The organism is Trabulsiella odontotermitis, assembly GCF_001188485.1.
GTDB classification, from domain to species: domain Bacteria; phylum Pseudomonadota; class Gammaproteobacteria; order Enterobacterales; family Enterobacteriaceae; genus Trabulsiella; species Trabulsiella odontotermitis_A.
Genome location: NZ_JNGH01000074.1, coordinates 56,937 through 83,539, shown reverse-complemented (window position 1 = coordinate 83,539; position 26,603 = coordinate 56,937). Strand labels below are relative to the sequence as shown.

The 26,603-nt window shown below is 56.0% G+C and carries 23 protein-coding genes and 6 pseudogenes; 17 read left to right on the top strand and 12 right to left on the bottom strand.

All coding sequences use genetic code 11. The features are described from left to right. Together GM30_RS08070 and GM30_RS27125 are read left to right on the top strand one after the other, a co-directional pair. Positions 1-934: DUF2339 domain-containing protein (locus GM30_RS08070; protein ID WP_155483944.1), on the top strand; the 934-nt coding region annotated here is incomplete at its 5' end. Continuing rightward, positions 931-2,214: pseudogene (locus GM30_RS27125) on the top strand (DUF3999 family protein); the annotation flags it as partial. The gene GM30_RS08070 and the pseudogene GM30_RS27125, both read left to right, overlap by 4 nt. Before the next feature lie 57 nt (positions 2,215-2,271). On the opposite strand, the gene GM30_RS26575 reads toward GM30_RS27125, so the two are convergent. After that, the gene (locus GM30_RS26575; protein WP_049855879.1) at positions 2,272-2,874 is read right to left on the bottom strand and encodes a peroxiredoxin C; all 603 of its coding nucleotides are present in this window, start codon (positions 2,872-2,874) and stop codon (positions 2,272-2,274) included. A 167-nt stretch (positions 2,875-3,041) separates the two neighbouring features. After that, the gene (gene acpH, locus GM30_RS08060; RefSeq protein ID WP_049848187.1) at positions 3,042-3,623 is read right to left on the bottom strand and encodes an ACP phosphodiesterase; all 582 of its coding nucleotides are present in this window, start codon (positions 3,621-3,623) and stop codon (positions 3,042-3,044) included. A 91-nt stretch (positions 3,624-3,714) separates the two neighbouring features. Between acpH and queA the strand changes: the two genes are divergently transcribed. The 7 genes and pseudogenes from queA to GM30_RS08025 all read left to right on the top strand — a co-directional run bounded on the left by queA (position 3,715) and on the right by GM30_RS08025 (position 10,352). Then, positions 3,715-4,785 carry a tRNA preQ1(34) S-adenosylmethionine ribosyltransferase-isomerase QueA gene (queA, locus tag GM30_RS08055; RefSeq protein ID WP_049848186.1) on the top strand — a complete coding sequence of 357 codons (1,071 nt, stop codon included), beginning with the start codon at positions 3,715-3,717 and terminating at the stop codon, positions 4,783-4,785. Positions 4,786-4,839: 54 nt separating this feature from the next. Further along, positions 4,840-5,930 (top strand): annotated as a pseudogene (gene tgt, locus GM30_RS08050) (tRNA guanosine(34) transglycosylase Tgt). 22 nt (positions 5,931-5,952) lie between these two features. Beyond that, positions 5,953-6,285, top strand: coding sequence for a preprotein translocase subunit YajC (yajC, locus tag GM30_RS08045; protein ID WP_049848185.1), 333 nt, complete (start codon positions 5,953-5,955; stop codon positions 6,283-6,285). A gap of 27 nt (positions 6,286-6,312) precedes the next feature. Beyond that, positions 6,313-8,160 carry a protein translocase subunit SecD gene (secD, locus tag GM30_RS08040; protein ID WP_072091767.1) on the top strand — a complete coding sequence of 616 codons (1,848 nt, stop codon included), beginning with the start codon at positions 6,313-6,315 and terminating at the stop codon, positions 8,158-8,160. A 10-nt stretch (positions 8,161-8,170) separates the two neighbouring features. Continuing rightward, positions 8,171-9,142, top strand: coding sequence for a protein translocase subunit SecF (secF, locus tag GM30_RS08035; protein WP_049848183.1), 972 nt, complete (start codon positions 8,171-8,173; stop codon positions 9,140-9,142). A 128-nt stretch (positions 9,143-9,270) separates the two neighbouring features. Next, on the top strand, positions 9,271-9,639 hold the full coding sequence (locus GM30_RS08030; RefSeq protein ID WP_049848182.1) for a VOC family protein: 369 nt from the start codon (positions 9,271-9,273) through the stop codon (positions 9,637-9,639). Between the two features lie 19 nt (positions 9,640-9,658). Beyond that, positions 9,659-10,352: pseudogene (locus GM30_RS08025) on the top strand (helix-turn-helix transcriptional regulator). A 41-nt stretch (positions 10,353-10,393) separates the two neighbouring features. Here the strand turns inward: GM30_RS08025 and GM30_RS08020 are convergent. Then, on the bottom strand, positions 10,394-11,278 hold the full coding sequence (locus GM30_RS08020; RefSeq protein ID WP_049848193.1) for a nucleoside-specific channel-forming protein Tsx: 885 nt from the start codon (positions 11,276-11,278) through the stop codon (positions 10,394-10,396). 315 nt (positions 11,279-11,593) lie between these two features. Beyond that, positions 11,594-12,139, bottom strand: a complete 546-nt coding sequence (locus tag GM30_RS08015; RefSeq protein ID WP_049848181.1) for a SadB/YajI family lipoprotein — start codon at positions 12,137-12,139, stop codon at positions 11,594-11,596. A gap of 151 nt (positions 12,140-12,290) precedes the next feature. On the opposite strand from GM30_RS08015, the gene nrdR reads away from it, so the two are divergent. The 6 genes from nrdR to pgpA all read left to right on the top strand — a co-directional run bounded on the left by nrdR (position 12,291) and on the right by pgpA (position 16,378). Next, positions 12,291-12,740, top strand: coding sequence for a transcriptional regulator NrdR (nrdR, locus tag GM30_RS08010; RefSeq protein ID WP_038155143.1), 450 nt, complete (start codon positions 12,291-12,293; stop codon positions 12,738-12,740). 3 nt (positions 12,741-12,743) lie between these two features. Further along, entirely contained in the window at positions 12,744-13,850 is a 1,107-nt protein-coding gene (gene ribD / locus GM30_RS08005; RefSeq protein WP_049848180.1) for a bifunctional diaminohydroxyphosphoribosylaminopyrimidine deaminase/5-amino-6-(5-phosphoribosylamino)uracil reductase RibD, read from the top strand. A gap of 74 nt (positions 13,851-13,924) precedes the next feature. After that, positions 13,925-14,395 carry a 6,7-dimethyl-8-ribityllumazine synthase gene (ribH, locus tag GM30_RS08000; RefSeq protein ID WP_049848179.1) on the top strand — a complete coding sequence of 157 codons (471 nt, stop codon included), beginning with the start codon at positions 13,925-13,927 and terminating at the stop codon, positions 14,393-14,395. 21 nt (positions 14,396-14,416) lie between these two features. Next, positions 14,417-14,836, top strand: coding sequence for a transcription antitermination factor NusB (gene nusB, locus GM30_RS07995; protein ID WP_049848178.1), 420 nt, complete (start codon positions 14,417-14,419; stop codon positions 14,834-14,836). 71 nt (positions 14,837-14,907) lie between these two features. After that, complete coding sequence (gene thiL / locus GM30_RS07990; protein WP_049848177.1) at positions 14,908-15,885, top strand: thiamine-phosphate kinase; 978 nt, start codon at positions 14,908-14,910, stop codon at positions 15,883-15,885. Further along, entirely contained in the window at positions 15,830-16,378 is a 549-nt protein-coding gene (pgpA, locus tag GM30_RS07985) for a phosphatidylglycerophosphatase A (protein WP_072094071.1), read from the top strand. Before thiL ends, pgpA begins: the two co-directional genes overlap by 56 nt. 38 nt (positions 16,379-16,416) lie before the next feature. On the opposite strand, the gene GM30_RS07980 is transcribed toward pgpA, so the two are convergent. From GM30_RS07980 to xseB, 4 genes and pseudogenes are all read right to left on the bottom strand, one after another. Further along, the gene (locus GM30_RS07980) at positions 16,417-17,391 is read right to left on the bottom strand and encodes an aldo/keto reductase (protein ID WP_049848175.1); all 975 of its coding nucleotides are present in this window, start codon (positions 17,389-17,391) and stop codon (positions 16,417-16,419) included. A gap of 66 nt (positions 17,392-17,457) precedes the next feature. Continuing rightward, a pseudogene (gene dxs, locus GM30_RS07975) lies at positions 17,458-19,252 on the bottom strand (1-deoxy-D-xylulose-5-phosphate synthase). Positions 19,253-19,277: 25 nt separating this feature from the next. Further along, complete coding sequence (gene ispA, locus GM30_RS07970; RefSeq protein WP_049848174.1) at positions 19,278-20,147, bottom strand: (2E,6E)-farnesyl diphosphate synthase; 870 nt, start codon at positions 20,145-20,147, stop codon at positions 19,278-19,280. Continuing rightward, a complete protein-coding gene (xseB, locus tag GM30_RS07965; protein WP_049848173.1) occupies positions 20,147-20,389 on the bottom strand; it encodes an exodeoxyribonuclease VII small subunit in 243 nt (80 codons plus the stop codon). Before xseB ends, ispA begins: the two co-directional genes overlap by 1 nt. Before the next feature lie 195 nt (positions 20,390-20,584). Between xseB and thiI the strand changes: the two genes are divergently transcribed. Further along, the gene (gene thiI, locus GM30_RS07960) at positions 20,585-22,033 is read left to right on the top strand and encodes a tRNA uracil 4-sulfurtransferase ThiI (RefSeq protein WP_049848172.1); all 1,449 of its coding nucleotides are present in this window, start codon (positions 20,585-20,587) and stop codon (positions 22,031-22,033) included. 88 nt (positions 22,034-22,121) lie between these two features. On the opposite strand, the gene yajL is transcribed toward thiI, so the two are convergent. Together yajL and GM30_RS07950 are read right to left on the bottom strand one after the other, a co-directional pair. Further along, on the bottom strand, positions 22,122-22,712 hold the full coding sequence (yajL, locus tag GM30_RS07955; RefSeq protein ID WP_049848171.1) for a protein deglycase YajL: 591 nt from the start codon (positions 22,710-22,712) through the stop codon (positions 22,122-22,124). Next, positions 22,672-23,522, bottom strand: a pseudogene (locus GM30_RS07950) (2-dehydropantoate 2-reductase). Before GM30_RS07950 ends, yajL begins: the two are co-directional and overlap by 41 nt. Positions 23,523-23,667: 145 nt before the next feature. Here GM30_RS07950 and GM30_RS07945 point away from each other — a divergent pair. Beyond that, positions 23,668-24,159 (top strand): YajQ family cyclic di-GMP-binding protein, encoded by a 492-nt coding sequence (locus GM30_RS07945; protein ID WP_049848170.1) that lies wholly within the window; start codon positions 23,668-23,670, stop codon positions 24,157-24,159. Positions 24,160-24,186: 27 nt separating this feature from the next. On the opposite strand, the pseudogene GM30_RS07940 reads toward GM30_RS07945, so the two are convergent. Further along, positions 24,187-25,538 (bottom strand): annotated as a pseudogene (locus GM30_RS07940) (MFS transporter). Positions 25,539-25,710: 172 nt separating this feature from the next. Then, positions 25,711-26,598 carry a heme o synthase gene (gene cyoE / locus GM30_RS07935; RefSeq protein ID WP_049848169.1) on the bottom strand — a complete coding sequence of 296 codons (888 nt, stop codon included), beginning with the start codon at positions 26,596-26,598 and terminating at the stop codon, positions 25,711-25,713. Positions 26,599-26,603 lie beyond the last annotated feature (5 nt).

The window sequence follows — 26,603 nt, the reverse complement described above, 5'->3', positions numbered from 1 at the left end:
GTTGCTCGGTTTTCAGGTCTACCACGAGGGTATCTTCACTGCAGGTTGGGAAAGTCTGGCATGGCTGGTGGCGCTGCCTTCCGCGATCCTGCTGCTGCGCTGGGACGGCGAACAGCTACCTCGCATGGCCTCGCGAAGTCTGCATTTATCGCTCTTCTGGATGATATTGCTGGCGCTGGCCTGCGAGCTGTTCTGGTTCGTGTGGGCGCTGCCGTGGGGCATGGACGCGTGGATGAGCGGACTCGTGATGGCGGCAGGTGGCGTTATCGTTATGCTGGTGGATGTTGCGATTCGCCGCCAGATCTGGCCGTTCCGGGTCTGGCCTGAAGGCTATGGCGCGCTGGCGATGGCCCCGGTGGCCATTGTGCTGCTGCTGTTGCTGATCGTGGCAAATATGCAGGACGGGGTGGTATTCCAGCAGCAATATCTGCCGCTGATTAACCCGCTGGAAGAAGGCGCGGCGTTCGCGTTGCTGGGGCTGCTGATTTACAGCCGTTTTCCAGTATCGCTCTTCCCACAACGGGTGGCTGCGTTCCGTCGGGGAATGCACATTGTGTTGCTGGCACTGAGCTTCTGGTGGCTGAATGGCTTACTGCTGCGCGCACTGGCGCATTTCGGCGGGATCCCTTGGTATCTGGAAAGCCTGTGGCATTCACGCCTGATTCAGACGACATTCGCGCTCTTCTGGATGCTTACAGCGCTTATTGTCATGTTGCGCGCCACCCGTCGTGCGTCTCGCTACGAGTGGCTGGGTGGCGCGGTGCTGTTGGGCGTGGTGATTGTTAAACTGTTACTGGTGGACAGCGCGCGTGGCGGCGGGCTGGCGCGCGCCATCGCGTTTATTGGTGTGGCGGTACTGGTGCTGATTATCGGTTACTTTTCACCTTTACCGCCGAAAGCGGAAGTGGTCAAAAAAGCAGGAGAAGAAGAATGAAATGGATGAAAGGCGTCGTACTGAGTATGGTGCTGAGCACGTCGGTACCTGCTTTTTGTGCGGAGGTGCCTGCGGAAACACCGCGTGATTATGCCTTTGGCATGACGCTGGAAACGTCATCTTCTGCGCCCTGGTTCCGCATTGATTTACCCCAGCAGGTTTACCAGCAGGTGGCCTGGCCGGATATGCGGGACGTACGCGTTTTTAACCATCAGGGCGAGACGGTTCCGTTTTCGATGGTGGTACAGAAAACGCCTGCCACCGCACCCGAGGCGATTCCCCTGCGGGTATTCCCGCTGACGGCGTCGCCGGTCGGTGTAAGAAGTACCGACAGGCGCGCGTCGGAAACCATGGTGCTTCGTTCGTCAAGTGGCGTGGTTGTTCGTCTGGAAAGCGAGGCTGCAAGAAATGCCGGACAGAGCTATTTACTGGCGCTGCCGGACAAGCCTATGGATTCGCGCTATATCTCGCAGATCCAACTGGACTGGAAAACCCCGGCGGGCAACTGGCAAGGGAACGTGCGGCTCTATTCCAGCCGCGATCTGAACGACTGGACGCTGCAGGACGATGCGGGAACGTTGATGGATCTGACCAGCGGCACCGACCGTCTGAAGCTGGATCGCCTCAGTCTTTCAGGGACGATGTCCTCAGAGGGTACGCGCTACCTGCTGCTGGTGTTTGCTGAACAAACTCCGCCGCTGACGCTGACCGGCGCGTTGGCGCTGCCACGCAACCGGGCGCAGGAAAACGACCAGATCGTGCTGGAAAGCGCGGAAAAACGGGTATCTGAAAACGAAGCCATTTACCAGTGGGCACAGCCGCAGCCGTTGACGTCGATCGCCTTTGAACTGGCGAATGGTTCAGTGCTGCCGGTAGAGCTTGCCTGGCGCAGTACGGAAAAAGGGGAGTGGCAGCCCTTAACGAAACAGGTGCTCTATTCGCTGGATCACCGCAGTTCTGAGCCGTTCCCGATGCAGGAAAAGGTGGTGCAGGCGGTACGTCTGACGACGGTTAACGCCCATTTGCCGGAGACGCTGCCGGACATTTCCGGACGCCGCGATCGGTTAACGGTGGTCTTTAATGCACAGGGCAACGCGCCTTATATGCTCGCCTGGGGGAACCGTGCGGCGAAACCGGCCAGCGTGTCGATGAAAATGCTGATCCCTGAGGCGCTGGAGAACGCCTGGCCGCTGGAGGCGATTCCGTATGCCGGGATGCTGGAACCGGTCGCTCTCGGCGGTGAGGAGCGTCTGACCGCGACTTCAGAAGCGGAACGCGCCAGCCAGTGGCAAACGGTGCTGGNNTCGCAATGCGAGCCTTTTCGTCAACGTCGCCGATTACAGGCTGGAGACGTTTTCGCTCAGGTATTTAGCAACGCCGTCCGGAGACGCGTTCATGCCTTCTTTCCCTTTTTCCCACTGAGCCGGGCACACTTCGCCGTGCTCTTCGTGGAACTGCAGCGCGTCAACCATACGCAGCATTTCGTCGATGTTACGACCCAGCGGCAGGTCGTTAACCACCTGATGACGCACGATGCCGTTTTTGTCGATCAGGAAAGAACCACGCAGCGCAACACCTTCGTCCGGGTGTTCGATGCCGTAGGCTTTCTGGATTTCACGCTTAACGTCAGCAACCATGGCGTATTTCACTGCACCGATGCCGCCTTTGTCGACAGGGGTGTTGCGCCATGCGTTGTGGACGAACTCAGAGTCAAAAGAAACGCCAACGACTTCAACGCCGCGTTTCTGGAATTCTTCGTAACGTTTGTCAAATGCGATCAGTTCAGACGGGCAGACGAAGGTGAAGTCCATCGGCCAGAAGAACACAACCGTTGCTTTACCATTGGTGTGCTGTTTGAAGTTAAATTTCTCAACAATTTCGCCGCTACCAAGGACAGCTGCAGCAGTAAAGTCAGGAGCCGGACGAGTAACCAGAACCATGGGGTTCTCCTTTACATTTATAAGGTTAATGGAACGCAACGCGGGCCAGTATAGAGAGTGGTATTGGTAAGCTCAACGTGATGCTGACAATCAATGAGACAGGTTTTGCCTATCAATCGATTTCAAAAACACCTGTACGATATCGAATTTGTGATAAAGCGCAAGCCTTAAAGTGCTCTTTCTTTTGCCTGCGCCATCATGCGCGGGTAGAACTGCCAGAAACGGTTTTCCAGTTCGTCGTAATGCGTATCCAGATCGTGCCAGGAATCGCGCAATGCTTCCAGGCGCGGTCGACGACTTGCCATACCGTTTAATACGCGCTGAATAAATTCCATTTCACGATAGCGCTCGAGCCAGCGCTCTGACCACAGATATTCGTTCAGATTGACAAACCGTGGCGGGGAATCCGGCAGGATCACGCTCACCTGCGCATGGGCGTAGCGCACGAATTCCGCCAGCGGCATCTCCGGTGACAGCTGTTCCCAGTGACGCGACAGAAAATGATCCCACATGACATCCAGCGTAATCGGCGCCACGCGGCGCGTTTGCGGACGAAACCAGTCGCGCGCTTCTTTGACTTCCGGCAGGTTATCGGTCAGCACGTCAATACGGCGGTGCATATGGATGCCGTCCACCACATCATCCGGGTAGAGCTCGTCAGGATTGCCGCGCACAAAGTCGGCAAGCAGATTGCCGGACAGTGAGCTGTCGGCGAGGTGGGCGAGATGTAAATGTGCAAGAAAATTCATGAGTATCTCTGTCCGGTAACGGCTAAGTGTTGCAGCGAAGGGGCGCGAGCACTAGACTAAGCCGCCTGTTTTTAAGTCACGAGTCTACGTCATGCGTGTTGCCGATTTCTCCTTTGAATTGCCCGAATCCCTGATTGCCCACTATCCACAGCCTGAGCGCAGTAGTTGCCGCTTGTTATCGCTGGATGGGCCGACGGGCGCGCTGACGCACGGTACTTTCACCGATTTGCTCGACAAGCTCAACCCTGGTGATCTGCTGGTCTTTAATAATACCCGCGTGATCCCGGCGCGCCTGTTTGGCCGTAAAGCCAGTGGCGGCAAGATTGAAGTGCTGGTCGAACGCATGCTCGATGATAAACGTATTCTGGCACATATTCGCGCCTCTAAAGCGCCAAAACCCGGCGCAGAACTGCTGCTGGGTGACGATGAAAGCATTAATGCAACAATGGTGGCCCGTCACGACGCGCTGTTTGAAGTGCAGTTTAACGACGAGCGCCCGGTGCTGGATATTCTCAACAGTATCGGTCACATGCCGCTGCCGCCGTACATTGACCGCCCTGACGAAGACGCCGACCGCGAGCTGTACCAGACCGTGTACAGCGAAAAACCGGGTGCGGTCGCCGCACCGACCGCGGGGCTGCATTTTGATGAACCGCTGCTGGCGCGTCTGCGCGAGAAGGGCATCGAAATGGCGTTTGTGACCCTGCACGTGGGCGCAGGCACTTTCCAGCCAGTGCGGGTCGACAGCATCGAAGAGCACATCATGCACTCCGAATATGCCGAAGTGCCGCAGGATGTGGTGGATGCGGTGCTGGCGGCGAAAGCGCGCGGCAACCGCGTAGTGGCGGTGGGCACCACCTCCGTCCGTTCGCTGGAAAGCGCGGCGCAGGCGGCAAAAGAGGCGCTGATTGCGCCGTTCTTTGGCGATACGCAGATCTTTATTTATCCGGGTTATCAATATCAGGTGATCGATGCGCTGGTCACCAACTTCCATTTGCCGGAATCGACGCTCATCATGCTGGTTTCCGCCTTTGCGGGCTATCAGCACACCATGAACGCCTATCAGGAAGCGGTTAAGACGAAATATCGCTTTTTTAGTTACGGCGATGCGATGTTTATCACGTACAATCCGCAAGCCATTACTGAACGTGTCGGGGAATAATGCCGCGGCACAGGTTTAATCATCAGACTGTCTCTCTGATGCAGGAGAAATGTAGTGAAATTTGAACTGGATACGACCGACGGTCGCGCACGCCGTGGCCGCCTGGTGTTTGATCGTGGCGTAGTGGAAACGCCTGCTTTTATGCCTGTCGGGACTTACGGTACAGTGAAAGGCATGACGCCGGAAGAAGTCGAAGCAACCGGCGCGCAAATTATTCTCGGCAATACCTTCCACCTGTGGCTGCGCCCGGGGCAGGAGATCATGAAGCTGCACGGCGATCTGCACGATTTCATGCAGTGGAAAGGGCCGATCCTCACCGATTCCGGCGGTTTCCAGGTCTTCAGCCTTGGCGATATCCGGAAGATCACCGAGCAGGGCGTGCATTTTCGCAACCCGATCAACGGCGATCCGATTTTCCTCGATCCGGAAAAATCGATGGAAATTCAGTACGATCTCGGTTCCGACATCGTGATGATCTTCGACGAATGTACACCGTATCCGGCGGACTGGGATTACGCTAAACGTTCAATGGAAATGTCCCTGCGTTGGGCGAAACGCAGCCGCGACCGCTTTGACGGGCTGGGCAATAAAAACGCGCTGTTCGGCATCATTCAGGGCAGTGTTTACGAAGATTTACGCGATATCTCCGTCAAAGGTCTGGTAGAGATTGGCTTTGATGGCTACGCTGTCGGCGGTTTGGCTGTGGGTGAGCCGAAGGCAGATATGCATCGCATTCTGGAACATGTCTGCCCGCAGATCCCGGCGGATAAACCACGATACCTGATGGGCGTGGGTAAACCGGAAGACCTGGTGGAAGGTGTTCGTCGCGGCATTGATATGTTCGACTGCGTAATGCCGACGCGCAATGCCCGTAACGGTCATCTTTTTGTTACCGATGGTGTGGTGAAAATCCGTAACGCCGTGCATAAAAGCGACACCAGCCCGCTTGATTCCGAGTGTGATTGCTATACGTGTCGCAATTATTCACGCGCTTACTTGCATCATCTCGACCGTTGCAACTGCGCTACTATCAGCGCTTAATGGCGGGTTTACGCAAGGCTATTGAAGAGGGTAAATTAGAGAACTTCGTGGCCGATTTTTACCAACGACAGGGTCGACCCGTTCCACCTTTGAACGTTGATTAATTTTAATAATGAGGGAATTTGAATGAGCTTTTTTATTTCTGATGCGGTAGCGGCAACCGGAGCGCCGGCGCAGAGCAGCCCGATGTCTCTGATCCTGATGCTGGTGGTGTTCGGTCTGATCTTCTACTTCATGATTTTGCGCCCACAGCAGAAACGTACTAAAGAGCACAAAAAGCTGATGGACTCCATCGCTAAAGGTGATGAAGTGCTGACCAACGGTGGTCTGGTGGGTCGCGTAACCAAAGTGGCTGAAAACGGCTACATTGCTATCGCCCTGAACGACACCACTGAAGTGGTTATCAAACGTGACTTCGTAGCCGCCGTTCTGCCGAAAGGCACGATGAAGGCGCTGTAATCTTAAGTTTTCCCAAAGGGAACTGCCGTGTTAAACCGTTATCCTTTGTGGAAGTACATCATGCTGGTCGTCGTGATTCTCGTCGGCCTGCTTTACGCACTTCCCAACCTGTATGGTGAGGATCCGGCTGTTCAAATCACTGGCGCGCGCGGCGTCGCCGCCAGTGAGCAAACGCTGATCCAGGTCCAGAACACCTTAAAAGAAGAAAAAATTACCGCTAAGTCTGTGGCACTGGAAGAGGGCGCAATTCTTGCGCGCTTCGACTCCACTGACGTCCAGCTGCGCGCTCGTGAAGCGCTGGTGGGCGTGCTGGGTGATAAATACGTCGTGGCGCTGAACCTGGCTCCTGCGACCCCGCGCTGGTTAGCTGCACTGCACGCGGAGCCGATGAAACTCGGCCTCGACCTGCGTGGCGGCGTTCACTTCCTGATGGAAGTGGATATGGACACCGCGCTCGGGAAACTGCAGGAACAGAATATTGATGGCCTGCGCAGCGACCTGCGCGAAAAAGGCATTCCGTATACTACCGTTCGCAAAGAGGCAAATTACGGCCTCAGCATCACGTTCCGCGACAGCGCGGCACGTTCTCAGGCGATTGACTATCTGGCGCCGCGTCACCGCGACCTGGTGATCACCAGCCAGGGCGACAACCAGCTGCGTGCGGTGATGGCCGACGAACGTCTGAAAGAAGCCCGTGAATACGCCGTTCAGCAGAACATCAACATTCTGCGTAACCGTGTAAACCAGCTGGGCGTTGCTGAGCCGGTGGTACAGCGTCAGGGTGCTGACCGTATTGTGGTTGAGCTGCCGGGTATTCAGGATACCGCGCGTGCTAAAGAAATCCTCGGCGCGACCGCGACCCTGGAATTCCGTCTGGTGAACACTAACGTCGATCAGTCTGCCGCAGCATCTGGCCGTGTACCGGGCGATTCCGAAGTGAAATCCACCCGTGAAGGTCAGCCGGTTGTCATGTACAAACGCGTGATCCTGACCGGTGACCATATCACCGACTCCACCTCCAGCCAGGATGAGTACAACCAGCCGCAGGTGAACATTTCGCTCGACAGCGCCGGTGGTAACATCATGTCTAACTTCACCAAGGACAATATCGGTAAACCGATGGCGACCCTGTTCGTGGAGTATAAAGACAGCGGTAAGAAAGATGCCAACGGTCGTGCGGTGCTGGTGAAAGAGGAAGAGGTGATTAACATCGCTAATATCCAGTCTCGACTGGGTAACAGCTTCCGCATCACCGGTATCAATAACCCGAACGAAGCGCGCCAGCTGTCGCTGCTGCTGCGTGCGGGCGCGCTGATTGCACCGATTCAGATCGTCGAAGAACGTACCATTGGCCCAACCCTGGGTCTGCAGAACATTCAGCAGGGCCTCGAAGCCTGTCTGGCGGGTCTGGTGGTCTCTATCATCTTCATGATCTTCTTCTATAAGAAGTTTGGTCTGATTGCCACGAGCGCGCTGGTGGCGAACCTGATCCTGATCGTGGGTGTGATGTCGCTGCTGCCTGGCGCCACGCTGAGTATGCCGGGTATAGCGGGTATCGTGCTCACCCTTGCGGTGGCGGTCGACGCCAACGTACTGATCAACGAACGTATCAAAGAAGAGTTGAGCAACGGGCGGACGATCCAGCAGGCTATCGACGAAGGTTATCGCGGGGCGTTTAGCTCGATTTTCGATGCGAACATCACGACGCTGATTAAAGTTATCATCCTGTACGCTGTCGGTACCGGGGCCATTAAAGGCTTCGCGATCACGACCGGTATCGGTGTCGCAACGTCTATGTTTACCGCCATCGTCGGTACCCGCGCCATCGTAAACCTGTTGTACGGCGGCAAGCGCATTAAAAAGCTGTCTATCTGAGGAGTGCGTTGTGGCACAGGAATATACAATTGAACAATTGAACCACGGCCGTAAAGTCTGGGACTTTATGCGCTGGGACTACTGGGCTTTCGGCATCTCAGGTTTGCTGCTCGTGCTGGCTATCGTCGTGATGGGCGTACGCGGGTTCAACTGGGGTCTCGATTTCACCGGTGGTACGGTTATCGAAATCACGCTGGAAAAACCAGCGGATATGGACCAGATGCGTCAGGCGCTGGAAAAAGCAGGCTTTGCTGAACCGCAGTTGCAGAATTTTGGCAGCAGCCGCGACATCATGGTGCGTATGCCGCCAGAGCATGACGCGAGCGGCAGCCAGGCGCTGGGCAGCAAGGTGGTGAGCGTGATCAACGAATCCACCAGCCAGAACGCGACAGTGAAGCGTATTGAGTTCGTCGGCCCGAGCGTCGGCGCTGATCTCGCTCAGACCGGCGCAATGGCGCTGATGGCAGCACTGTTGTCGATCCTGGTTTACGTCGGCATTCGCTTTGAATGGCGTCTGGCGGCAGGGGTGGTTATCTCGCTGCTGCACGATGTGATCATTACGCTTGGCGTGCTGTCGCTGTTCCATATCGAAATCGACCTGACCATTGTGGCATCGCTGATGTCGGTCATCGGTTACTCGCTGAACGACAGCATCGTGGTTTCCGACCGTATTCGTGAGAACTTCCGCAAAATTCGTCGCGGAACGCCGTACGAAATCTTTAACGTGTCGCTGACCCAGACGCTGCACCGTACGTTGATCACCTCCGGGACCACCTTGATGGTTATCCTGATGCTTTATCTCTTCGGTGGTCCGGTGCTGGAAGGCTTCTCGCTGACCATGCTGATCGGTGTCACCATTGGTACCGCATCGTCCATCTACGTGGCCTCGGCGCTGGCACTGAAGCTCGGCATGAAGCGTGAGCACATGCTGCAGCAGAAAGTCGAGAAAGAAGGGGCGGATCAGCCGTCCATTCTGCCGTAACCACCTGAAAACGTTCTGCATAAAATCCCGGTCACCTGATCGGGATTTTTTTTGCACACTCCTGACACTATGCTGTCAGGAGCCCTGTCGTAGACTCCAGTTGTTCCCACACAACAACTGGAGTCACTATGAAAAACATCATCAACTGGTTTGAAATTCCTACTGTCGATCTGAAGCGCGCGATGGCGTTCTATGAGTCGGTCATGCAGCTTTCGCTGCGCTATGAAAATATGTCGAACGTTGAGATGGCGGTGTTTCCGTACCAGGATCCCGCGACCGGCGGCGCGCTGGTGAAATTCGAACATTTCACGCCCTCGGCACAGGGTTGTATTATCTATTTACATACCAGCGATCTGAACGCGACGCTGGAGCGGGTGACCGCCGCCGGTGGTGAGTGCGTCTTTGGCCCGCTGGAACTGCCAGAGGATATTGGCTCCATCGCTCTGTTTATGGACAGCGAAGGCAACCGCATTGGCCTGCATCAGCCGCCGCTTTAACTTCTGACCCGGAGAGACCATGTCCCGACGCGCCGACCGACTGTTTCAGATTGTGCAGATCCTGCGTGGCAGGCGGCTGACCACGGCGGCGCTGTTGGCGGAGCGTTTAGGCGTCTCCGAACGGACGATTTATCGCGATATCCGCGATCTGTCTATCTCCGGCGTGCCGGTGGAAGGCGAAGCGGGCAGCGGTTACCGGTTGATGGACGGTTTTGATTTGCCGCCGCTGATGCTGACCACTCACGAGTCAGAAGCGCTGATTGTGGCGATTCGACTGCTGAAAACCTGGGGTGGTGAGATGCTGTCGCAGTCGCTGGAATCGGCGCAGGAGAAGATCCTGGCGATACTGCCGGAAGAGAGTCGGCGTAAAGCGGAGCAAACGCGCATTTTCGCGCCGGATCTCGGCCTGCAGTCGCATTCCCGCAGCGTGTTTGATCAAATCCATCACGCTATTTCTGCGCAACAGGTGCTGGCGCTGCACTACCGTGATGAGTCCGGGCAGCTCTCGTGGCGCAACGTACAACCGCTGGGGCTGTTTTTCTGGNGGCGAGCACTGGCTGCTGGTGACCTGGTGCGAACGGCGGGAGGATTATCGCTGTTTTCGTCTCGATCGCTGCCTGAATATCACCACGCTCGACAGGCGTTTCAGTGAACGGGCAGACCGCTCGCTCAGCGATTTTTTACGCAAGGTGAAGCGGGTCGAAACGCATTAAAAAAGCCAGCGCGAAGGCTGGCTTTTTGGGCAGGGCGGGGATTAGAAGTTGTAACCCACCACCAGGTAGCCACCCCAGCCGGTAGAGCGAACGCTGAAGTCGCCTTTACCGAAGTTCAGGCTGGCATCGTCCGCCCACTGACCGCCGTTGTGCCAGTAACGGGCAACAACCGAGTAATGCCAGTGATCGTAGTTCAGCGCCAGGATGTGGCTGGAGGCGATGGAATCGCTGGTGCGCGCGTGCTTCCCGTTGTTGTCATAGAAGGTGTCGTCGCCCAGATCTGAACCCCAGTCAAAGTTGGTGAAGCCGATGTAGCTCAGTTGGCCGCCCCACAGTTGGGTGATCGGCACAAAGTATTTCACTTTGAAACGGTAGCCATCCCACTCGTTTTCGTTAGAAGCGCCGTAGTTCTGCCACTGGTATTTCGCATACACGTTCAGGGACAGGCTCATTGGCAGACCGGTTTCCACATCGGTACCCAGACCCATGTACCAGGTGCTCTGCTCCTGAGAATCGTTGCGACCCATATCGTAGATATAGTTGTTAGCGAAATACCACTCTTTGAACGGACCAAACGCCAGGCTGGTGCCGGTCAGCTTATCGATGGAGAAACGCGGTTCGATTTCCATAAACAGCGGAGAACCGTTGTTCCAGATACCTTTTGCTTCGGTGTTACCGCCGAAGAAAACCGGTGCATCGATGTAACCATAGAAATCAAACCAGTCTTTTTTGGCGAAGGCTTCATATTCCAGGTAGGTATCGTTGCGGATCAGCGGTCCAAAGCGGGTGTGGTAGCTGCCTACCACATTAACGCTCTGGTGCCACCAGTCGGAGACATACTCCGGTTTGTCGGTTTCTGCCGCGCTGGCAGTGAAAGAGGCGGAAAGCGCCAGTGCAGCACCGGCTGCCAGTAATGTTTTTTTCATCATATTAGCCACTGATTAAAACCCCTGAGGAGGGAGTTATTAGAGTTGTTTTAACGTTTCTGAATGTTTCGTGTTTCTGGGTGCCTATTATAGAAATCATTGCTCACAAAAATATGTCTTGTTTCACAGATCTCTCATTCACGTAATCGATTGCGTTCACGTTTGCGTGCTTTGGCTGGCCGGGATTGTACTGAGATTGTTAAATGTTGCCAAATGTTCGCTGCGGAAAAGCGACATTTCTTCTGAGTTATTGCTGAATATTTACGCAGCGAGAACCGGATGGCGGTGGGGCCATCCGGTGATGGGGAAAAGCGGTTAAGGCTGAACCGCAGGCTGGATGTCGTGGATGCGCACGAAACCTAACTGCTCCGGCGAAATGCCGTTAAGCTGAAGCGGAATATTCACATCGCTCGGTGCCAGTACGCTGGCCGGGGCGTTGATCAATTGATTCTGTACGTTAACTTCCTGGAAGCTTTCCGTGGTGCCCTGAATCTGCCCCCACTCAACGGTGCCGCTAAAGGCCGGCAGCGGATCGTTCGATTCACCCTGAATACGCAGCGTCACCCGGGTGCCCTGGGCGTTTTGCGCCGCGTTCAATAGTGACATCCGCAGGGTGCCGATCTGGCTCTCGAGTCGCGCGGGGGTGTTAGAACCCGGCAACAAATAAACGCCGTTGCTGGACTGCGCATTTAGCCGATTCTGCTGCGTAATTTTTACCGTTTCCTTATTGAGCTGCGTCATCTCTTTGTTCAGCGTGCTCACACTTTGATGCAATTGACGCACTTCGCTTTGCTGTGCGCAGGCGCTGAGGGAAAAGAGGCTTCCCACCAGGAGAATTCTTAGGTAACGTCTTGTCTTCATCTCATTTTTCCTTGAAACACTCGTTGGCTTAATGGTAGCCAGCAAAGCGCTTTCTGGCATCTGCTGTTTGTCTCAAAACGCGCTCTTCCTTTGTTGTCGGGTCAGAACAGGGTAAAATGGATTTCAGTTAATTCCACAGTCAGGACGCGCTATGCATTGCCCATTTTGTTTCGCCGTAGATACAAAAGTTATCGATTCACGCCTGGTGGGTGAAGGCTCGTCGGTTCGTCGCCGTCGGCAGTGTCTGGTGTGCAACGAACGTTTCACCACCTTTGAAGTGGCTGAACTGGTTATGCCGCGTGTGGTGAAAAGCAATGACGTGCGTGAGCCGTTTAATGAAGACAAATTGCGCAGCGGCATGCTGAAAGCGCTGGAAAAGCGTCCGGTCAGCTCCGATGACGTCGAAATTGCGCTCAACCATATTAAATCGCAATTGCGCGCCTCCGGCGAACGCGAAGTGCCGAGCAAAATGATCGGCAATCTGGTGATGGAGCAACTGAAGAAGCTCGATAAAGTCGCCTATATCCGCTTTGCCTCGGTTTACCGCAGCTTTGAAGATATTAAAGAGTTCGGCGAAGAGATCGCCCGTCTACAGGATTAAGCCATGTCGGATGAAATTTACATGGCGCGTGCGCTGAAACTGGCGCAGCGCGGTCGTTTCACCACGCATCCCAATCCTCAGGTAGGGTGTGTGATTGTTAATCATGGCGAGATTGTCGGCGAAGGTTTTCACTATCGCGCGGGTGAACCGCATGCCGAAGTGCACGCGCTGCGCATGGCGGGGGAGAAAGCCAAAGGCGCGACGGCGTACGTCACGCTGGAACCATGCAGCCATCACGGGCGCACGCCGCCGTGCTGCGACGCGTTAATTGCCGCAGGCGTGTCGCGGGTAGTCGCCGCGATGCAGGATCCTAACCCGCAGGTGGCCGGTCGCGGTCTGCACCGCCTGAAACAGGCGGGCATTGAGGTCAGCCACGGGCTGATGATGAACGACGCCGAAGCGCTGAACAAAGGCTTCCTCAAGCGCATGCGCACCGGTTTCCCCTATATTCAGCTCAAACTTGGCGCGTCGCTCGACGGTCGCACCGCGATGGCCAGCGGCGAAAGCCAGTGGATCACCTCGCCTGCCGCGCGCCGTGACGTGCAGCGTCTGCGCGCGCAAAGCCATGCCATTCTTACCACCAGCGCCACCGTGCTGGCAGACGACCCGGCGCTCACCGTGCGCTGGGAGGAATTAGACAGCCAGACTCAGTCCATGTACCCGCGTGAAAACCTGCGCCAGCCGCTGCGCATCGTGCTCGACAGACTGGGGCAGGTGACGCCGGAACACCGCATTGTGCAGCAAGCCGGGGAAACCTGGCTGGTGCGCGCCCAGGACGATACCCGTAACTGGCCGGCAAACGTTCGCTCGCTGCAGATGTCTGAGCATAACGGTCATCTTGACCTGGTGCTGTTGATGATGCAGCTGGGTAAAGCGCAAATAAACAGTCTGTGGGTGGAAGCGGGCGCGACCTTTGCCGGGGCTTTGCTGCAGGCAGGTCTGGTGGATGAGCTGATTGTCTATCTTGCGCCTACACTGTTAGGCAATGATGCCCGTGGATTATGCGCGCTGCCGGGGCTTGAGAAACTGGCCGATGCCCCCCATTTGAAATTCAACGAGATACGACAGGTCGGCCCCGATCTGTGTCTGCATTTGTCGGCTGCGACATAAAGTAAGCAGCGCACAAAAGATTATGATAAAATCCGCCCCCCTGCGGGGCCATAATGAACCCGTAAAGGAAAAGTATGAACATTATCGAAGCACCCGTTGCTACTCCGAACGCCCGCGTTGCCATCACCATTGCGCGTTTCAATAACTTCATCAACGACAGCCTGCTGGACGGCGCGATTGACGCCCTGAAACGTATTGGTCAGGTCAAAGATGAAAATATTACCGTGGTGTGGGTGCCTGGTGCGTACGAACTGCCGCTGGCGGCGAGCGCCCTGGCGAAAAGCGGTAAATATGATGCGGTCGTTGCGCTGGGTACGGTTATCCGCGGCGGTACGGCTCACTTCGAATATGTGGCCGGTGGTGCGAGCAATGGCCTGGCGCACGTCGCTCAGGATTGCGATATCCCGGTTGCTTTCGGTGTCCTGACCACTGAAAGCATTGAACAAGCCATCGAACGTGCTGGCACAAAAGCCGGTAACAAAGGTGCAGAAGCTGCACTGACCGCGCTTGAAATGATTAATGTATTGAAAGCCATCAAGGCCTGATTTTTTTGTAAGGGGAATTCCGTGAAACCTGCTGCTCGTCGCCGCGCCCGTGAATGTGCCGTCCAGGCGCTTTACTCCTGGCAGTTGTCCAAAAACGACATCGCTGATGTTGAATACCAGTTCCTGGCGGAACAGGACGTTAAAGATGTTGACGTCGTGTATTTCCGTGAACTGCTGACCGGAGTGGCGACTAACAGTGCGTATCTCGACGGCCTGATGAAGCCGTATCTGTCCCGTCTGCTCGAAGAGCTGGGTCAGGTCGAGAAAGCGGTGCTGCGTATTGCGCTGTTCGAACTGTCTAAACGCGATGATGTGCCGTACAAAGTGGCTATCAACGAAGCCATCGAACTGGCGAAAACCTTCGGTGCGGAAGACAGCCACAAGTTCGTTAACGGCGTGCTGGATAAAGCAGCCCCGGTAATTCGCCCCCACAAAAAGTAATCGACAGGCCGGGGATTGAGAGCTTGCTCTCCATCTCCGGCTTTTTTATTTCTTCTGCTGAGGCATAACGTATGGCATGCGGTGAATTTTCCCTGATTGCCCGTTATTTTGATCGCGTGAGAAGCTCTCGTCTCGACGTCGATACAGGCATCGGCGACGACTGCGCTCTCCTCAATATTCCGGACAAACAAACGCTGGCGATCAGCACAGACACGCTGGTTTCTGGTATCCATTTCTTACCCGATATCGATCCTGCCGATCTGGCGTATAAAGCGCTGGCGGTGAATTTAAGCGATCTGGCGGCGATGGGCGCCGATCCGGCGTGGCTGACGCTGGCGCTGACCCTGCCGAAGGTCGATGAGCCCTGGCTGCAGGCCTTTAGCGACAGCCTGTTCGAACAGCTTAACTACTACGATATGCAGCTGATTGGCGGCGACACCACGCGTGGTCCACTCTCCATGACGCTCGGCATTCATGGTTATGTACCGGTTGGCCGCGCCCTGAAACGCTCAGGGGCCAAACCGGGCGACTGGATCTGCGTCACCGGCACGCCGGGCGACAGCGCGGCGGGGCTGGCGATTCTGCAGGATCGGCTGAAGGTGGCGAATGCGGAAGACGCCCGCTATCTGAAGCAGCGCCATCTGCGGCCAACGCCGCGTATTCTGCATGGCCAGGCGCTGCGCGATCTCGCAAGCTCAGCCATCGATCTTTCCGACGGCCTGATCTCCGATCTTGGCCACATACTTAAAGCCAGCCGCTGCGGCGCACGGATCGATCTCAATGCGATACCGTATTCCGACGCGATGCAACGCCATGTTGATCCTGAGCAGGCACTGCGCTGGGCGCTGTCCGGCGGCGAAGATTACGAGCTGTGCTTTACGGTGCCGGAGCTGAACCGCGGCGCGATGGACGTTGCTGTCGGGCATTTAGGCATCCCTGTTACCTGCATCGGGCAAATCAGTGCGGAAGTGGAAGGACTGCATTTCCAGCGCGATGGCAAAAATATCACGCTGGACTGGAAAGGGTACGATCATTTTGACTCGCTCTAAAGATGTTGCCAAAAGCCGCCTGAATTTGCTCAATCCATGGCATTTACTGGCAACAGGATTCGGCAGTGGCTTAAGCCCGGTGGTACCTGGCACCATGGGATCGCTGGCGGCGATCCCGTTCTGGTATCTGATGACGTTTTTGCCGTGGCAGCTCTATTCGCTGGTGGTGATGCTGGGGATCTGTATCGGCGTCTATCTCTGTCACCAGACGGCGAAAGACATGGGTGTCCACGACCACGGCAGTATTGTCTGGGATGAGTTCATCGGTATGTGGATCACGCTGATGGCGCTGCCCACCAATGACTGGCAGTGGGTGGTGGCGGGGTTTGTGATTTTCCGGATCCTGGATATGTGGAAACCGTGGCCGATCCGCTGGTTCGATCGCAACGTCCACGGCGGGATGGGGATCATGGTGGATGACATTGTCGCCGGGATACTCTCTGCCGGGATTTTGTATCTGATTGGCCATCACTGGCCGATTGGGCTGTTTTAAGTCATAACGCCCTCTCCGCTGGAGAGAGGGCGAAATGTTTATTTAAATCCCACTACCGGGTGCGGCTGGTACGGCGTTTCCAGCTCGGCGATCTGCTCCGGTTTCAGCGTGATATCGACCGCATTCAACAACTCATCAAGCTGTTCTTTCCGCGACGTACCAATAATCGGCGCTGCCACGCCCGGTTTGCTCAGTAGCCATGCCAGCGCGACCTGCGCGCGGGTAGCCCCTAAATCTTCAGCAATACCCGCCAGCCGTTCCGCGATTTGCGCGTCGTTATCTTCCGTGGTGCTGTACAGCGTTTTACCGAATTCATCAGACACCAGTCGCGCGGTGGTTTCGCCCCAGGGGCGGGTTAAGCGACCACGCGCCAGCGGGCTCCACGGGATCACCGCCACGCCTTCTTTGTAGCACAGCGGCAGCATCTCCCGCTCTTCTTCACGGTAAATCAGGTTGTAGTGATCCTGCATGGTGACGAAGGGCGCCCAGCCGTTCTGCGCCTGTAGAGCGAGCGCCTGAGCAAACTGCGACGGGTGCATGGAAGAGGCGCCGATATAACGCGCTTTGCCCGCTTTGACCACGTCATTCAGCGCTTCGAGGGTTTCTTCAATAGGGGTGTTGTAATCCCAGCGGTGGATCTGCAGCAAATCGACATATTCCATGCCGAGACGCTTCAGGCTGTCGTCGATTGACCGCAGGATCTGCGCGCGTGACAGGCCCTCCGCTAAATCACCGACCTGATGGAACACTTTGGTGGCGACCACCACCTCGTCACGGCGGGCGAAATCCCGCAGTGCGCGGCCAACAATCTCTTCGCTGCTGCCGTCGGAGTAACTGTTTGCGGTGTCAAAAAAGTTGATGCCGCCTTCCAGCGCCCGCTGGATGATGGGGCGGCTGCTCTCTTCCGGCAGCGTCCAGGCGTGTCTGCCGCGATCGGGCTCGCCGAACGTCATGCAGCCGAGGCAAAGACGGGAAACCTTAAGATCTGTTTTTCCTAACGTATTATATTTCATGGTTCCACTCCTGCTGATTGCTCAAAATCGTATCGTTAAGCATAGCAGGAGCGGAAAGGGGAGGGATTATGCCAGCCAGGAGGCGATTTTCGCTTCAATTCCGGCAGCATCGAGGCCGATTTCCGTGCGCGCTTCTTCCTGCGTGCCTTGCGGAATAAAGAAATCCGGCAGACCCAGATTCAGCACCGGAACGGGCTTGCGATGGGCCATCAGGACTTCATTAACGCCGCTACCTGCTCCACCCATAATAGCGTTTTCTTCCAGCGTGACCAGCGCTTCATGTTGCTCTGCCATCGCCAGAATCAGCTGTTCGTCCAGTGGCTTAACAAAACGCATATCGACCAGCGTGGCGTTCAGTTTCTCTGCCANTCCCTTTGCCGAGCGGCAGCGCCGCCAGCGGCTGGAGTTCAGCGCCGGTGCCGTTGCCACGCGGATAACGCACCGCACACGGCCCGTCACTGAAGTGATAGCCGGTGTAAAGCATCTGGCGACATTCGTTTTCGTCGCTCGGCGTCATGATCACCATGTCCGGAATACAGCGCAGGAAAGAGAGATCGAACGCGCCCTGGTGCGTCTGGCCGTCCGCGCCGACAATGCCCGCGCGATCAATAGCGAACATCACCGGCAGTTTCTGAATCGCCACGTCGTGGATCACCTGATCGTAAGCGCGCTGCAGGAAAGTGGAGTAAATCGCCACCACCGGCTTATAGCCGCCGATAGCCAGGCCCGCCGCGAAAGTGACCGCGTGCTGCTCGGCAATCGCCACGTCAAAATACTGATCCGGGTATTTCTTCGAAAATTCCACCATCCCGGAGCCTTCACGCATCGCGGGGGTGATAGCCATTAATTTGTCGTCTTTTGCCGCGGTTTCGCACAGCCAGTCGCCGAAAATTTTCGAATAGCTCGGCAAACCGCCGCTGCTTTTCGGCAGTTTTCCGCTGGTATGGTCAAATTTGGGTACCGCGTGGAAGGTGATCGGGTCTTTTTCGGCGGGCTCATAGCCGCGCCCTTTTTTAGTCATGATGTGCAAAAACTGCGGGCCTTTCAGGTCGCGCATGTTTTTAAGCGTATTGACCAGCCCCAGTACGTCGTGCCCGTCGACCGGGCCAATGTAGTTAAAGCCCAGCTCTTCAAACAGCGTTCCCGGCACCACCATGCCTTTGATATGTTCTTCGGTGCGTTTGAGCAGTTCTTTGATTGGCGGCACGCCGGAGAAGACTTTTTTGCCGCCTTCGCGCAGCGTGGAGTAGAGCTTGCCGGAGAGCAGTTGCGCCAGATGATTGTTCAGTGCACCGACGTTTTCTGAAATCGACATTTCGTTGTCATTGAGGATCACCAGCATATCAGGTTTGATATCGCCCGCGTGGTTCATCGCCTCAAACGCCATCCCGGCGGTAATGGCGCCGTCGCCGATCACGCAGACCGTGCGGCGCTGTTTGCCTTCTTTCGCGGCGGCAATCGCGATACCGCTGCCGGCGGAAATAGAGGTCGACGAGTGACCGACGCTCAGCACGTCATACTCACTCTCACCGCGCCACGGGAACGGATGCAGACCGCCTTTCTGACGAATAGTGCCGATGCGATCGCGACGCCCGGTGAGGATTTTATGCGGGTAAGCCTGATGTCCCACGTCCCAGACCAGCTGATCAAACGGGGTGTTGTAGACGTAATGCAGCGCCACGGTGAGTTCCACCGTGCCAAGCCCGGAGGCGAAGTGCCCGCTGGAACGGCTCACGCTGTCGAGCAGGTAACGACGCAGTTCGTCGCACAGTTTCGGCAGGCTCTCTTTCGGCAGCAGGCGCAGCTCTTGAGTCGAGTCCACCAGCGCCAGCGTCGGGTATTTGGCTATATCAAAGCTCATCAGAAACTCATCGTGGTTCTAGTGTTTATTTATCACGCTGGATTATATAGTCCGCTAGCGCTTCCAGTGCCGTGGTATCCAGTGATTGGGCGGCCAGTTGGTTCAGCGACTGGCGGGCGTCTTCAATCAAATCACGGGCTTTCGTACGGGCCTGCTCAAGGCCCAGCAGTGCGGGATAGGTGCTCTTACCGAGCTGCTGGTCAGCGCCCTGGCGCTTTCCAAGCGTGGCAGTATCCCCCACCACATCAAGAATGTCATCCTGAACCTGGAAGAGTACTGGCAAGGCGGCGCGGCCTCGCGCTCCTGCGCTCAGAGCCCCGAGACGAACCGCCGCGCGGATAAGCGCCCCGGTCTTGTGGCGGTGAATGCGTTCCAGGGAAGCGAGATCCACGTGCTGACCTTCGGCCGCCAGATCCAGCGCCTGGCCGCCGCACATGCCAGCGACGCCGCTGGCCTGCGCCAGTTCTGAAACCATCGCCAGGCGGTCGCGGTCGGTGACGTCTGTCATCGGTGCATCGCTGAGTATAGAAAATGCCAGCGTTTGCAGGGCGTCACCCGCCAGAATCGCATTTGCTTCGCCGAATTTAATGTGACAGGTAGGCTGGCCGCGGCGTAAGTCGTCGTCGTCCATTGCCGGAAGATCGTCATGCATCAGCGAATAGGCGTGAATGCATTCAACGGCGGCGGCGGGTGCATCCAGCGTTTCCAGACTGACACCGAACATGTCGCCCGTGGCGTACACCAGGAAAGGACGCAGCCGCTTCCCGCCTAATAATGCACCGTAGTGCATGGCTTCAACCAGCGGAGTGTTCTGAAACGGCTGCGGATCGATGAAACGATGCAGCGCATCATTCGCCCGAACCACACACGCCTGGAGTTGTTGCGAAAAATCCATTACTCAGCGTCCGGAGTGAAAGGGGTCAGCGGGGCATCTTCGCTTTCAGCCAGCAGGATTTGTACACGCTGCTCGGCCTGCTGCAGTTTACTTTGCCCCTGGCGCGCCAGCTGGACGCCGCGCTCAAATTCATTCAGCGCCTCTTCCAGCGGGAGCTCGCCGCTTTCCAGACGAGTGACGATGTGTTCAAGCTCGTTCAGCGCAGTTTCAAAGCTGGCCGGGGCTTCATTTTTCTTTGGCATAGTGAATGTTTGACTCTGTTTTATGGCGACCACGCTATGGTAACGAAGTCAGGTCGCTAAGCAAATAACGCATAATGGTAACGCGCAGGTTGGCTACGATGGTGGTATACTTCCGCGCCTGGATGCAGCCTCAGGTATGGGCTGCAATATTTTTTGTCATGCAAACCCAGGGTTTGCCAACGAACCATTGCCGCCATGAAGTTTATCATTAAATTGTTCCCGGAAATCACAATCAAAAGCCAATCTGTGCGTTTGCGCTTTATTAAAATGCTGACCGGTAACATTCGTAACGTTCTGAAGCACTACGACGAGACGCTGGCTGTCGTTCGCCACTGGGACCACATTGAAGTCCGCGCGAAAGATGAAAACCAGCGTCCGGCCATCCGCGACGCGCTGACCCGCATCCCTGGTATTCATCATATTCTCGAGGTCGAAGACGTACCGTTTACCTCCATGCACGATATCTTTGAGAAGACGCTGGATGCCTGGCGCGAGAAGCTGGAAAACAAGACCTTCTGCGTGCGCGTAAAACGTCGCGGTAAACATGAGTTTAGCTCTATTGAAGTGGAACGTTATGTCGGCGGCGGGTTAAATCAGCATGTTGAGTCCGCGCGCGTGAAGCTGACGCACCCGGACGTTACCGTTAATCTGGAAATCGAAGATGACCGTCTGCTGCTGGTAAAAGGGCGCTACGAAGGCATTGGCGGTTTCCCGATTGGCACTCAGGAAGATGTCCTGTCACTGATTTCCGGCGGTTTCGACTCCGGCGTTTCCAGTTATATGTTGATGCGTCGCGGCTGCCGCGTGCATTACTGCTTCTTTAACCTCGGCGGCGCGGCGCATGAAATCGGCGTTCGTCAGGTGGCGCACTACCTGTGGAACCGCTTTGGCAGTTCACACCGCGTCCGTTTCGTGGCGATCAACTTTGAACCGGTGGTTGGCGAGATCCTCGAAAAAGTCGACGACGGTCAGATGGGCGTGGTGCTGAAGCGCATGATGATGCGCGCGGCGTCAAAAGTGGCTGAACGCTATGGCGTGCAGGCGCTGGTGACCGGTGAAGCGCTGGGGCAGGTATCCAGCCAGACGCTGACCAACCTGCGTCTCATCGACAACGTTTCCGATACACTGATCCTGCGTCCGCTGATTTCTTACGATAAAGAGCACATCATTAATCTGGCGCGCGAAATCGGTACTGAAGATTTTGCCCGCACGATGCCGGAATACTGCGGCGTGATCTCGAAAAGCCCGACCGTGAAGGCGATTAAAGCGAAGATCGAAGCGGAAGAAGCGAATTTCGATTTCAGCATTCTCGATACCGTCGTTGCCGAAGCCACGAACGTTGATATCCGCGATATTGCCCAGCAGACCGAGCAGGACGTTGTCGAAGTTGAAACCGTGAGCGGTTTCGGTGCGAACGATGTGATCCTCGATATCCGTTCCATTGACGAACAGGATGACAAGCCGCTGAAAGTGGAAGGCATTGATGTGGTTTCACTGCCGTTCTACAAGTTGAGCACCCAGTTTGGCGATCTCGATCAGAGCAAAACCTGGCTGCTGTGGTGTGAGCGTGGTGTGATGAGCCGCCTGCAGGCGCTCTATCTGCGCGAACAGGGCTTTACCAACGTGAAGGTGTATCGTCCTTAATTAATTGCCCGGTGGCGCTGCGCTTACCGGGCCTACAACAGCATACCGTAGGCCGGGTAAGGCGTAGCCGCCACCCGGCTTTTTTCGATTATTCGTAATAGTTATAGATCCCCGCCGCCATCACCAGCTGTGACGCCACCTCGTGGGCTTTCTCACGACCGACCAGCAAATCGATAATCTTCAGTGCAAAATCAATCGCCGTTCCCGGCCCCTGGCTGGTAAGCAGGTTGACGCGCGGATCCCAGACCACACGTTTGTCCTGCCACTGTTCTTCGGGGATCGTATTCTTCAGCCCCGGATAGCCGGTCATATTGCCGATAGGGAAGAGATCGTGCGGCACCAGAACGGTACCAGCTGCGGCACAGATTGCTGCGACGATGCGTCCGGAGAGATGAAACTGTCGGACAGTTTCGACCAGCAGCGGGCTGTCACGGAACGCTTCCGCCCCTTTCAGGCCGCCCGGCAGGACAATCACGTCATAATCGCCATCAGCCACCTGAACCAGCGGCGCATCGGCCAGCAGCTTCACGCCGCGCGAACAGGTCACCGTCAGATTGCCATCGCTGGCGACGCTGGCGGTCGTCACGGCGATCCCGCCGCGTACCAGCAGATCGATGGTAGTGACCGCTTCGGTTTCTTCACTCCCAGGGGCGAGACATACCAGTGCTGACGCGCTCATATTCATTCTCCTTACGTTTAATCAGTTCGTAGAGTCTGGCGTTTTCCGGCACGCTGATTCCATGGGCGCGCGCACGTTTGAGCAGATAGCCATTGATATAGTCTATTTCCGTATGGCGCAGGGCGCGGACGTCCTGGAGCATCGAGGAGATATTTTCCGCGGTGCTCTCCACGACCTGCCAGACGTAAAACTGGCCGCCACTTCCAGCGGATAGTTCACCAGCTCGCCGTTAGGGCAGTCGTACACTGCGGTCAGCGGGTTAATGACGCAGTTAACCGCCAGCTTTTTCCAGCTGGACGCTCCCATGTCGTTATGCCAGGCGACGTCCGGTAACGCGGCCTGCAGCGTATCGGCCAGATGGCTGTAATCGCGTCCGGCCGCATTGGCCGGGCCAATATGGGTGATGCCATTAGCGACGTGCACGATCACATTGCCGTCGCGTCGCGCCGCATGCGTGGTCATGCCGATCAGCAGCGGCTGTTGTATCGTACCCAGTTCATCCAGCGTTCCCATCCCGTTATGGATCAGCAGAACAGGGCAGTGGGCGGGCAGCAGCCCGGCGAGATTTTTCACCGCCGTAGAGACCTGCCAGGCCTTGAGTGTGACCAGCAAAAGGTCACTGTTTTGTAGAAACTCAGGGTCGTTGGCCGTCAGCAATTCGTTGAAGACGCTACCGTCGACTTCCTGCAGGTTCACGCTGCACCACGGTTGTGGAACGCGTAGCCATCCCTGCACTTCATGCCCCTGACGATGCAAGGCGTTGAGCCAGAGCTGCCCGAGGGCGCCGCATCCCAGCACGGTAATCTTCATTTTTCCTCCTCACCTGCAACGATCACAGGCGTTATCCCTGTCAGTATAGCGCTATCAGCTATCCTTCAGACACAGGCATAACAGGTTGTGTTATCTCAGGTTGCAGGTATTATGCATCGCATCAAAAAGAGAGGGAGAGTAAAACATGCCATCTTTCGATATTGTTTCTGAGGTTGATATCCAGGAAGCGCGCAATGCTGTCGAAAACGCCATGCGCGAGCTGGAAACCCGTTTCGATTTCCGTAACGTTGAAGCGACCATTGAACTGAATGAAAAGAATCAGACCATTAAGGTGCTGAGCGAGTCTGATTTCCAGGTCAATCAGTTGCTTGATATCCTGCGGGCAAAGCTGCTGAAGCGCGGCATTGAAGGCAGTTCTATTGAGGTGCCGGAAGAGTTCCTGCACAGCGGTAAAACCTGGTCCGTGGACGCGAAGCTGAAAACCGGCATTGAAAGCGCCGTGGCGAAGAAAATCGTCAAGCTGATTAAAGACAGCAAACTGAAAGTGCAGACGCAAATTCAGGGGGAGGAGATCCGTGTGACGGGCAAATCCCGCGACGATCTGCAATCCGTGATGGCGCTGGTGCGCGGCGGCAATCTCGGTCAGCCATTCCAGTTTAAAAACTTTCGCGATTAATCAAAAAAGCGGGATCCCCCGCTTTTTTTACGCCGGTTTCATCGCCTGTTCGACCTCAAAGCGGTTGGTCACTTTGTTGTCGATTTTGACGTATACGGTGCGTTCTTTTGCCACAACCAGCGCTTCGCTGACGCCGTTGGTCGCCAGCAAACGCGCCTGAAGCGATGCATCGGCATTCACATTGTCAGGAATTTCCACCCGCAAACTGCTGACGTACGGCGGTTCGCTCATCGTCATGGCTACCAACAGCCAGAGCGTTGCCAGCAGGGCGCCCACTAAAAACACCGTTTGTGAATCAAAGANCCGCCCAGCGACCCGCCAATCGCCACGCCAAGAAACTGGCTGGTGGAGTAAACGCCCATCGCCGTGCCTTTATAACCGGCAGGGGATTCTTTGCTGATCAGCGACGGCAGCATCGCTTCCATCAGGTTGAAAGCGAGGAAAAACAGCTGTACGCCCGCCACCAGTTCCCAGAAATAATCGCCCGCGCCCCAGAGCACGATTTCGGCAACCAGCAGGATTGCCACGCAGACCAGAAAGACCCGCTTCATGCGGCGTTTTACTTCCGCATAGATGATAAACGGCACCACGGAGACAAACGAAATCAGCATCGTCACCAGGTAGAGTTTCCAGTGTACGGCGGCAGGAAAACCAGCGGCTTCCAGTTGGCCGGGCAGGGCGACGAAGGTGGACATCAGTAGAATATGCAGACACATAATGCCGAAGTTGAGCTTCAGCAGTTTGGGCTCGGCGAGCACCTTGCGGAAACTGCCTTTGACCATCCCCGATTCGCGGTTCAGAACATGGGTGCTGCTGTTCGGCACAACCCATAGCGTGAGTGCGATACCCAGCGTTGCCAGCACGGCAATCATCCAGAACAGCGCATTCAGCCCCAGCGCATTGGTGATAATTGGCCCCAGCACCATGGCGATGGCGAAGGTAATGCCGAAGCTGACGCCGATAAACGCCATCGCTTTAGTACGGTTCTGTTCGCGCGTAAGGTCTGACAGCAGCGCCATTACCGCTGCGGCAATCGCCCCGGAGCCCTGCAACGCGCGGCCAAGTATCACTCCCCAGATAGAATGAGAGAGCGCAGCGATGATACTGCCGAAGGCGAAAATCACCAGCCCGCCGATAATCAACGGCTTACGACCGATACGATCGGAAAGCAAACCAAAAGGGATTTGAAAAATCGCCTGCATCAGTCCATAAATGCCTATCGCCAGACCAATCAGCGCCTGGCTTGCGCCCTGGAGTGCCATACCGTAGGTGGTCAGAACAGGCAGGACCATAAACATGCCAAGCATGCGCATTGAAAATACGGTCCCTAAACCCCAGGTCGCGCGCAATTCGACCGGCGTCATTTTAAAATCGTTCATTCCAACCTCAGCGTATCAATTGCGCCTAGTGTAAAGCGGGGAGAGGGCGGGGTAAACAAAGGCTTAGTGAACAAATATTAACCCCATCAATATTTCGGATTGTCGCTTGAGGAATTTTGATTACGCGCATGAAAAAGGGTGCCGCAGCACCCTTTTTAAACCGTCTTGCCGCTTACCAGACGTAAGTCAGCAGGTTATGAGAATCCGGAACCATAAAGTCAACGGACATCATCACCGACAGCGATGTGATAGCCACGATAGAAAAGACGAACAGTTTACGCGCCCAGACACGGTCATCTTCCACTTTGTATCCACGCAGCGCCATACCAAGCCACCAGACGCTCACCGCCGCCGCTACCACCAGATATTTATATCCGGCGTAACCGCCCAGAGAGAGCATCAGCGTCGCCACGGCAAAGGCGATGATGTAAACCGTGATGTGGTTTTTCGCGACCGAGATACCTTTCACCACCGGCAGAACCGGAATGTTCGCCGCCTGATAATCCTTGAAGCGGAAAATCGCGATGGCGTAGGAATGAGGCATCTGCCACAGGCTGAAAATCGCCAGCAGAATGAGCGCACCGCTGTCGAATTCACCGGTCACCGCGCAGTAGCCAATCACCGGCGGCGCCGCGCCGGAGAGAGAGCCAATCAGCGTGCCGTAGACGGAGTGGCGCTTCATATACAGGCTGTAAACGCCGACATAAACCACGAACCCCATCACCCCCAGCCAGCAGGCCAGGGGATTGGCGCCAAACCACAGCAGCATGAAGCCAGCAATACCCAACAAGGTGGCGTACACCAGCGAGACCTTCGGTGAAATCAGGCCTTTTACCAGCACCCGATTCTTGGTCCTTTCCATCTTCCTGTCGATATCACGGTCGATGTAGTTGTTGAACACGCAACCTGACGCCACCACCAGAGAAACCCCGACCAGCGTCCAGACGAACAGCGGGTAATCGATGCTGCCTTTTGAGGCCAGCAGGAAACCGCCGATCACGGAGATCAGGTTGCCAAAGATGATGCCAGGTTTCGTTACTTGCAGGTATTGCTTAAACATACGCG

Bases quoted from the DNA above. Each gene is read 5' to 3' on its own strand.
- GM30_RS26575 (WP_049855879.1), bottom strand. From the start codon at position 2,874: ATGGTTCTGGTTACTCGTCCGGCTCCTGACTTTACTGCTGCAGCTGTC.
- acpH (WP_049848187.1), bottom strand. From the start codon at position 3,623: ATGAATTTTCTTGCACATTTACATCTCGCCCACCTCGCCGACAGCTCA.
- queA (WP_049848186.1), top strand. From the start codon at position 3,715: ATGCGTGTTGCCGATTTCTCCTTTGAATTGCCCGAATCCCTGATTGCC.
- yajC (WP_049848185.1), top strand. From the start codon at position 5,953: ATGAGCTTTTTTATTTCTGATGCGGTAGCGGCAACCGGAGCGCCGGCG.
- GM30_RS08030 (WP_049848182.1), top strand. From the start codon at position 9,271: ATGAAAAACATCATCAACTGGTTTGAAATTCCTACTGTCGATCTGAAG.
- GM30_RS08020 (WP_049848193.1), bottom strand. From the start codon at position 11,278: ATGAAAAAAACATTACTGGCAGCCGGTGCTGCACTGGCGCTTTCCGCC.
- GM30_RS08015 (WP_049848181.1), bottom strand. From the start codon at position 12,139: ATGAAGACAAGACGTTACCTAAGAATTCTCCTGGTGGGAAGCCTCTTT.
- nrdR (WP_038155143.1), top strand. From the start codon at position 12,291: ATGCATTGCCCATTTTGTTTCGCCGTAGATACAAAAGTTATCGATTCA.
- ribD (WP_049848180.1), top strand. From the start codon at position 12,744: ATGTCGGATGAAATTTACATGGCGCGTGCGCTGAAACTGGCGCAGCGC.
- ribH (WP_049848179.1), top strand. From the start codon at position 13,925: ATGAACATTATCGAAGCACCCGTTGCTACTCCGAACGCCCGCGTTGCC.
- thiL (WP_049848177.1), top strand. From the start codon at position 14,908: ATGGCATGCGGTGAATTTTCCCTGATTGCCCGTTATTTTGATCGCGTG.
- pgpA (WP_072094071.1), top strand. From the start codon at position 15,830: ATGGCAAAAATATCACGCTGGACTGGAAAGGGTACGATCATTTTGACT.
- GM30_RS07980 (WP_049848175.1), bottom strand. From the start codon at position 17,391: ATGAAATATAATACGTTAGGAAAAACAGATCTTAAGGTTTCCCGTCTT.
- ispA (WP_049848174.1), bottom strand. From the start codon at position 20,147: ATGGATTTTTCGCAACAACTCCAGGCGTGTGTGGTTCGGGCGAATGAT.
- xseB (WP_049848173.1), bottom strand. From the start codon at position 20,389: ATGCCAAAGAAAAATGAAGCCCCGGCCAGCTTTGAAACTGCGCTGAAC.
- thiI (WP_049848172.1), top strand. From the start codon at position 20,585: ATGAAGTTTATCATTAAATTGTTCCCGGAAATCACAATCAAAAGCCAA.
- yajL (WP_049848171.1), bottom strand. From the start codon at position 22,712: ATGAGCGCGTCAGCACTGGTATGTCTCGCCCCTGGGAGTGAAGAAACC.
- GM30_RS07945 (WP_049848170.1), top strand. From the start codon at position 23,668: ATGCCATCTTTCGATATTGTTTCTGAGGTTGATATCCAGGAAGCGCGC.
- cyoE (WP_049848169.1), bottom strand. From the start codon at position 26,598: ATGTTTAAGCAATACCTGCAAGTAACGAAACCTGGCATCATCTTTGGC.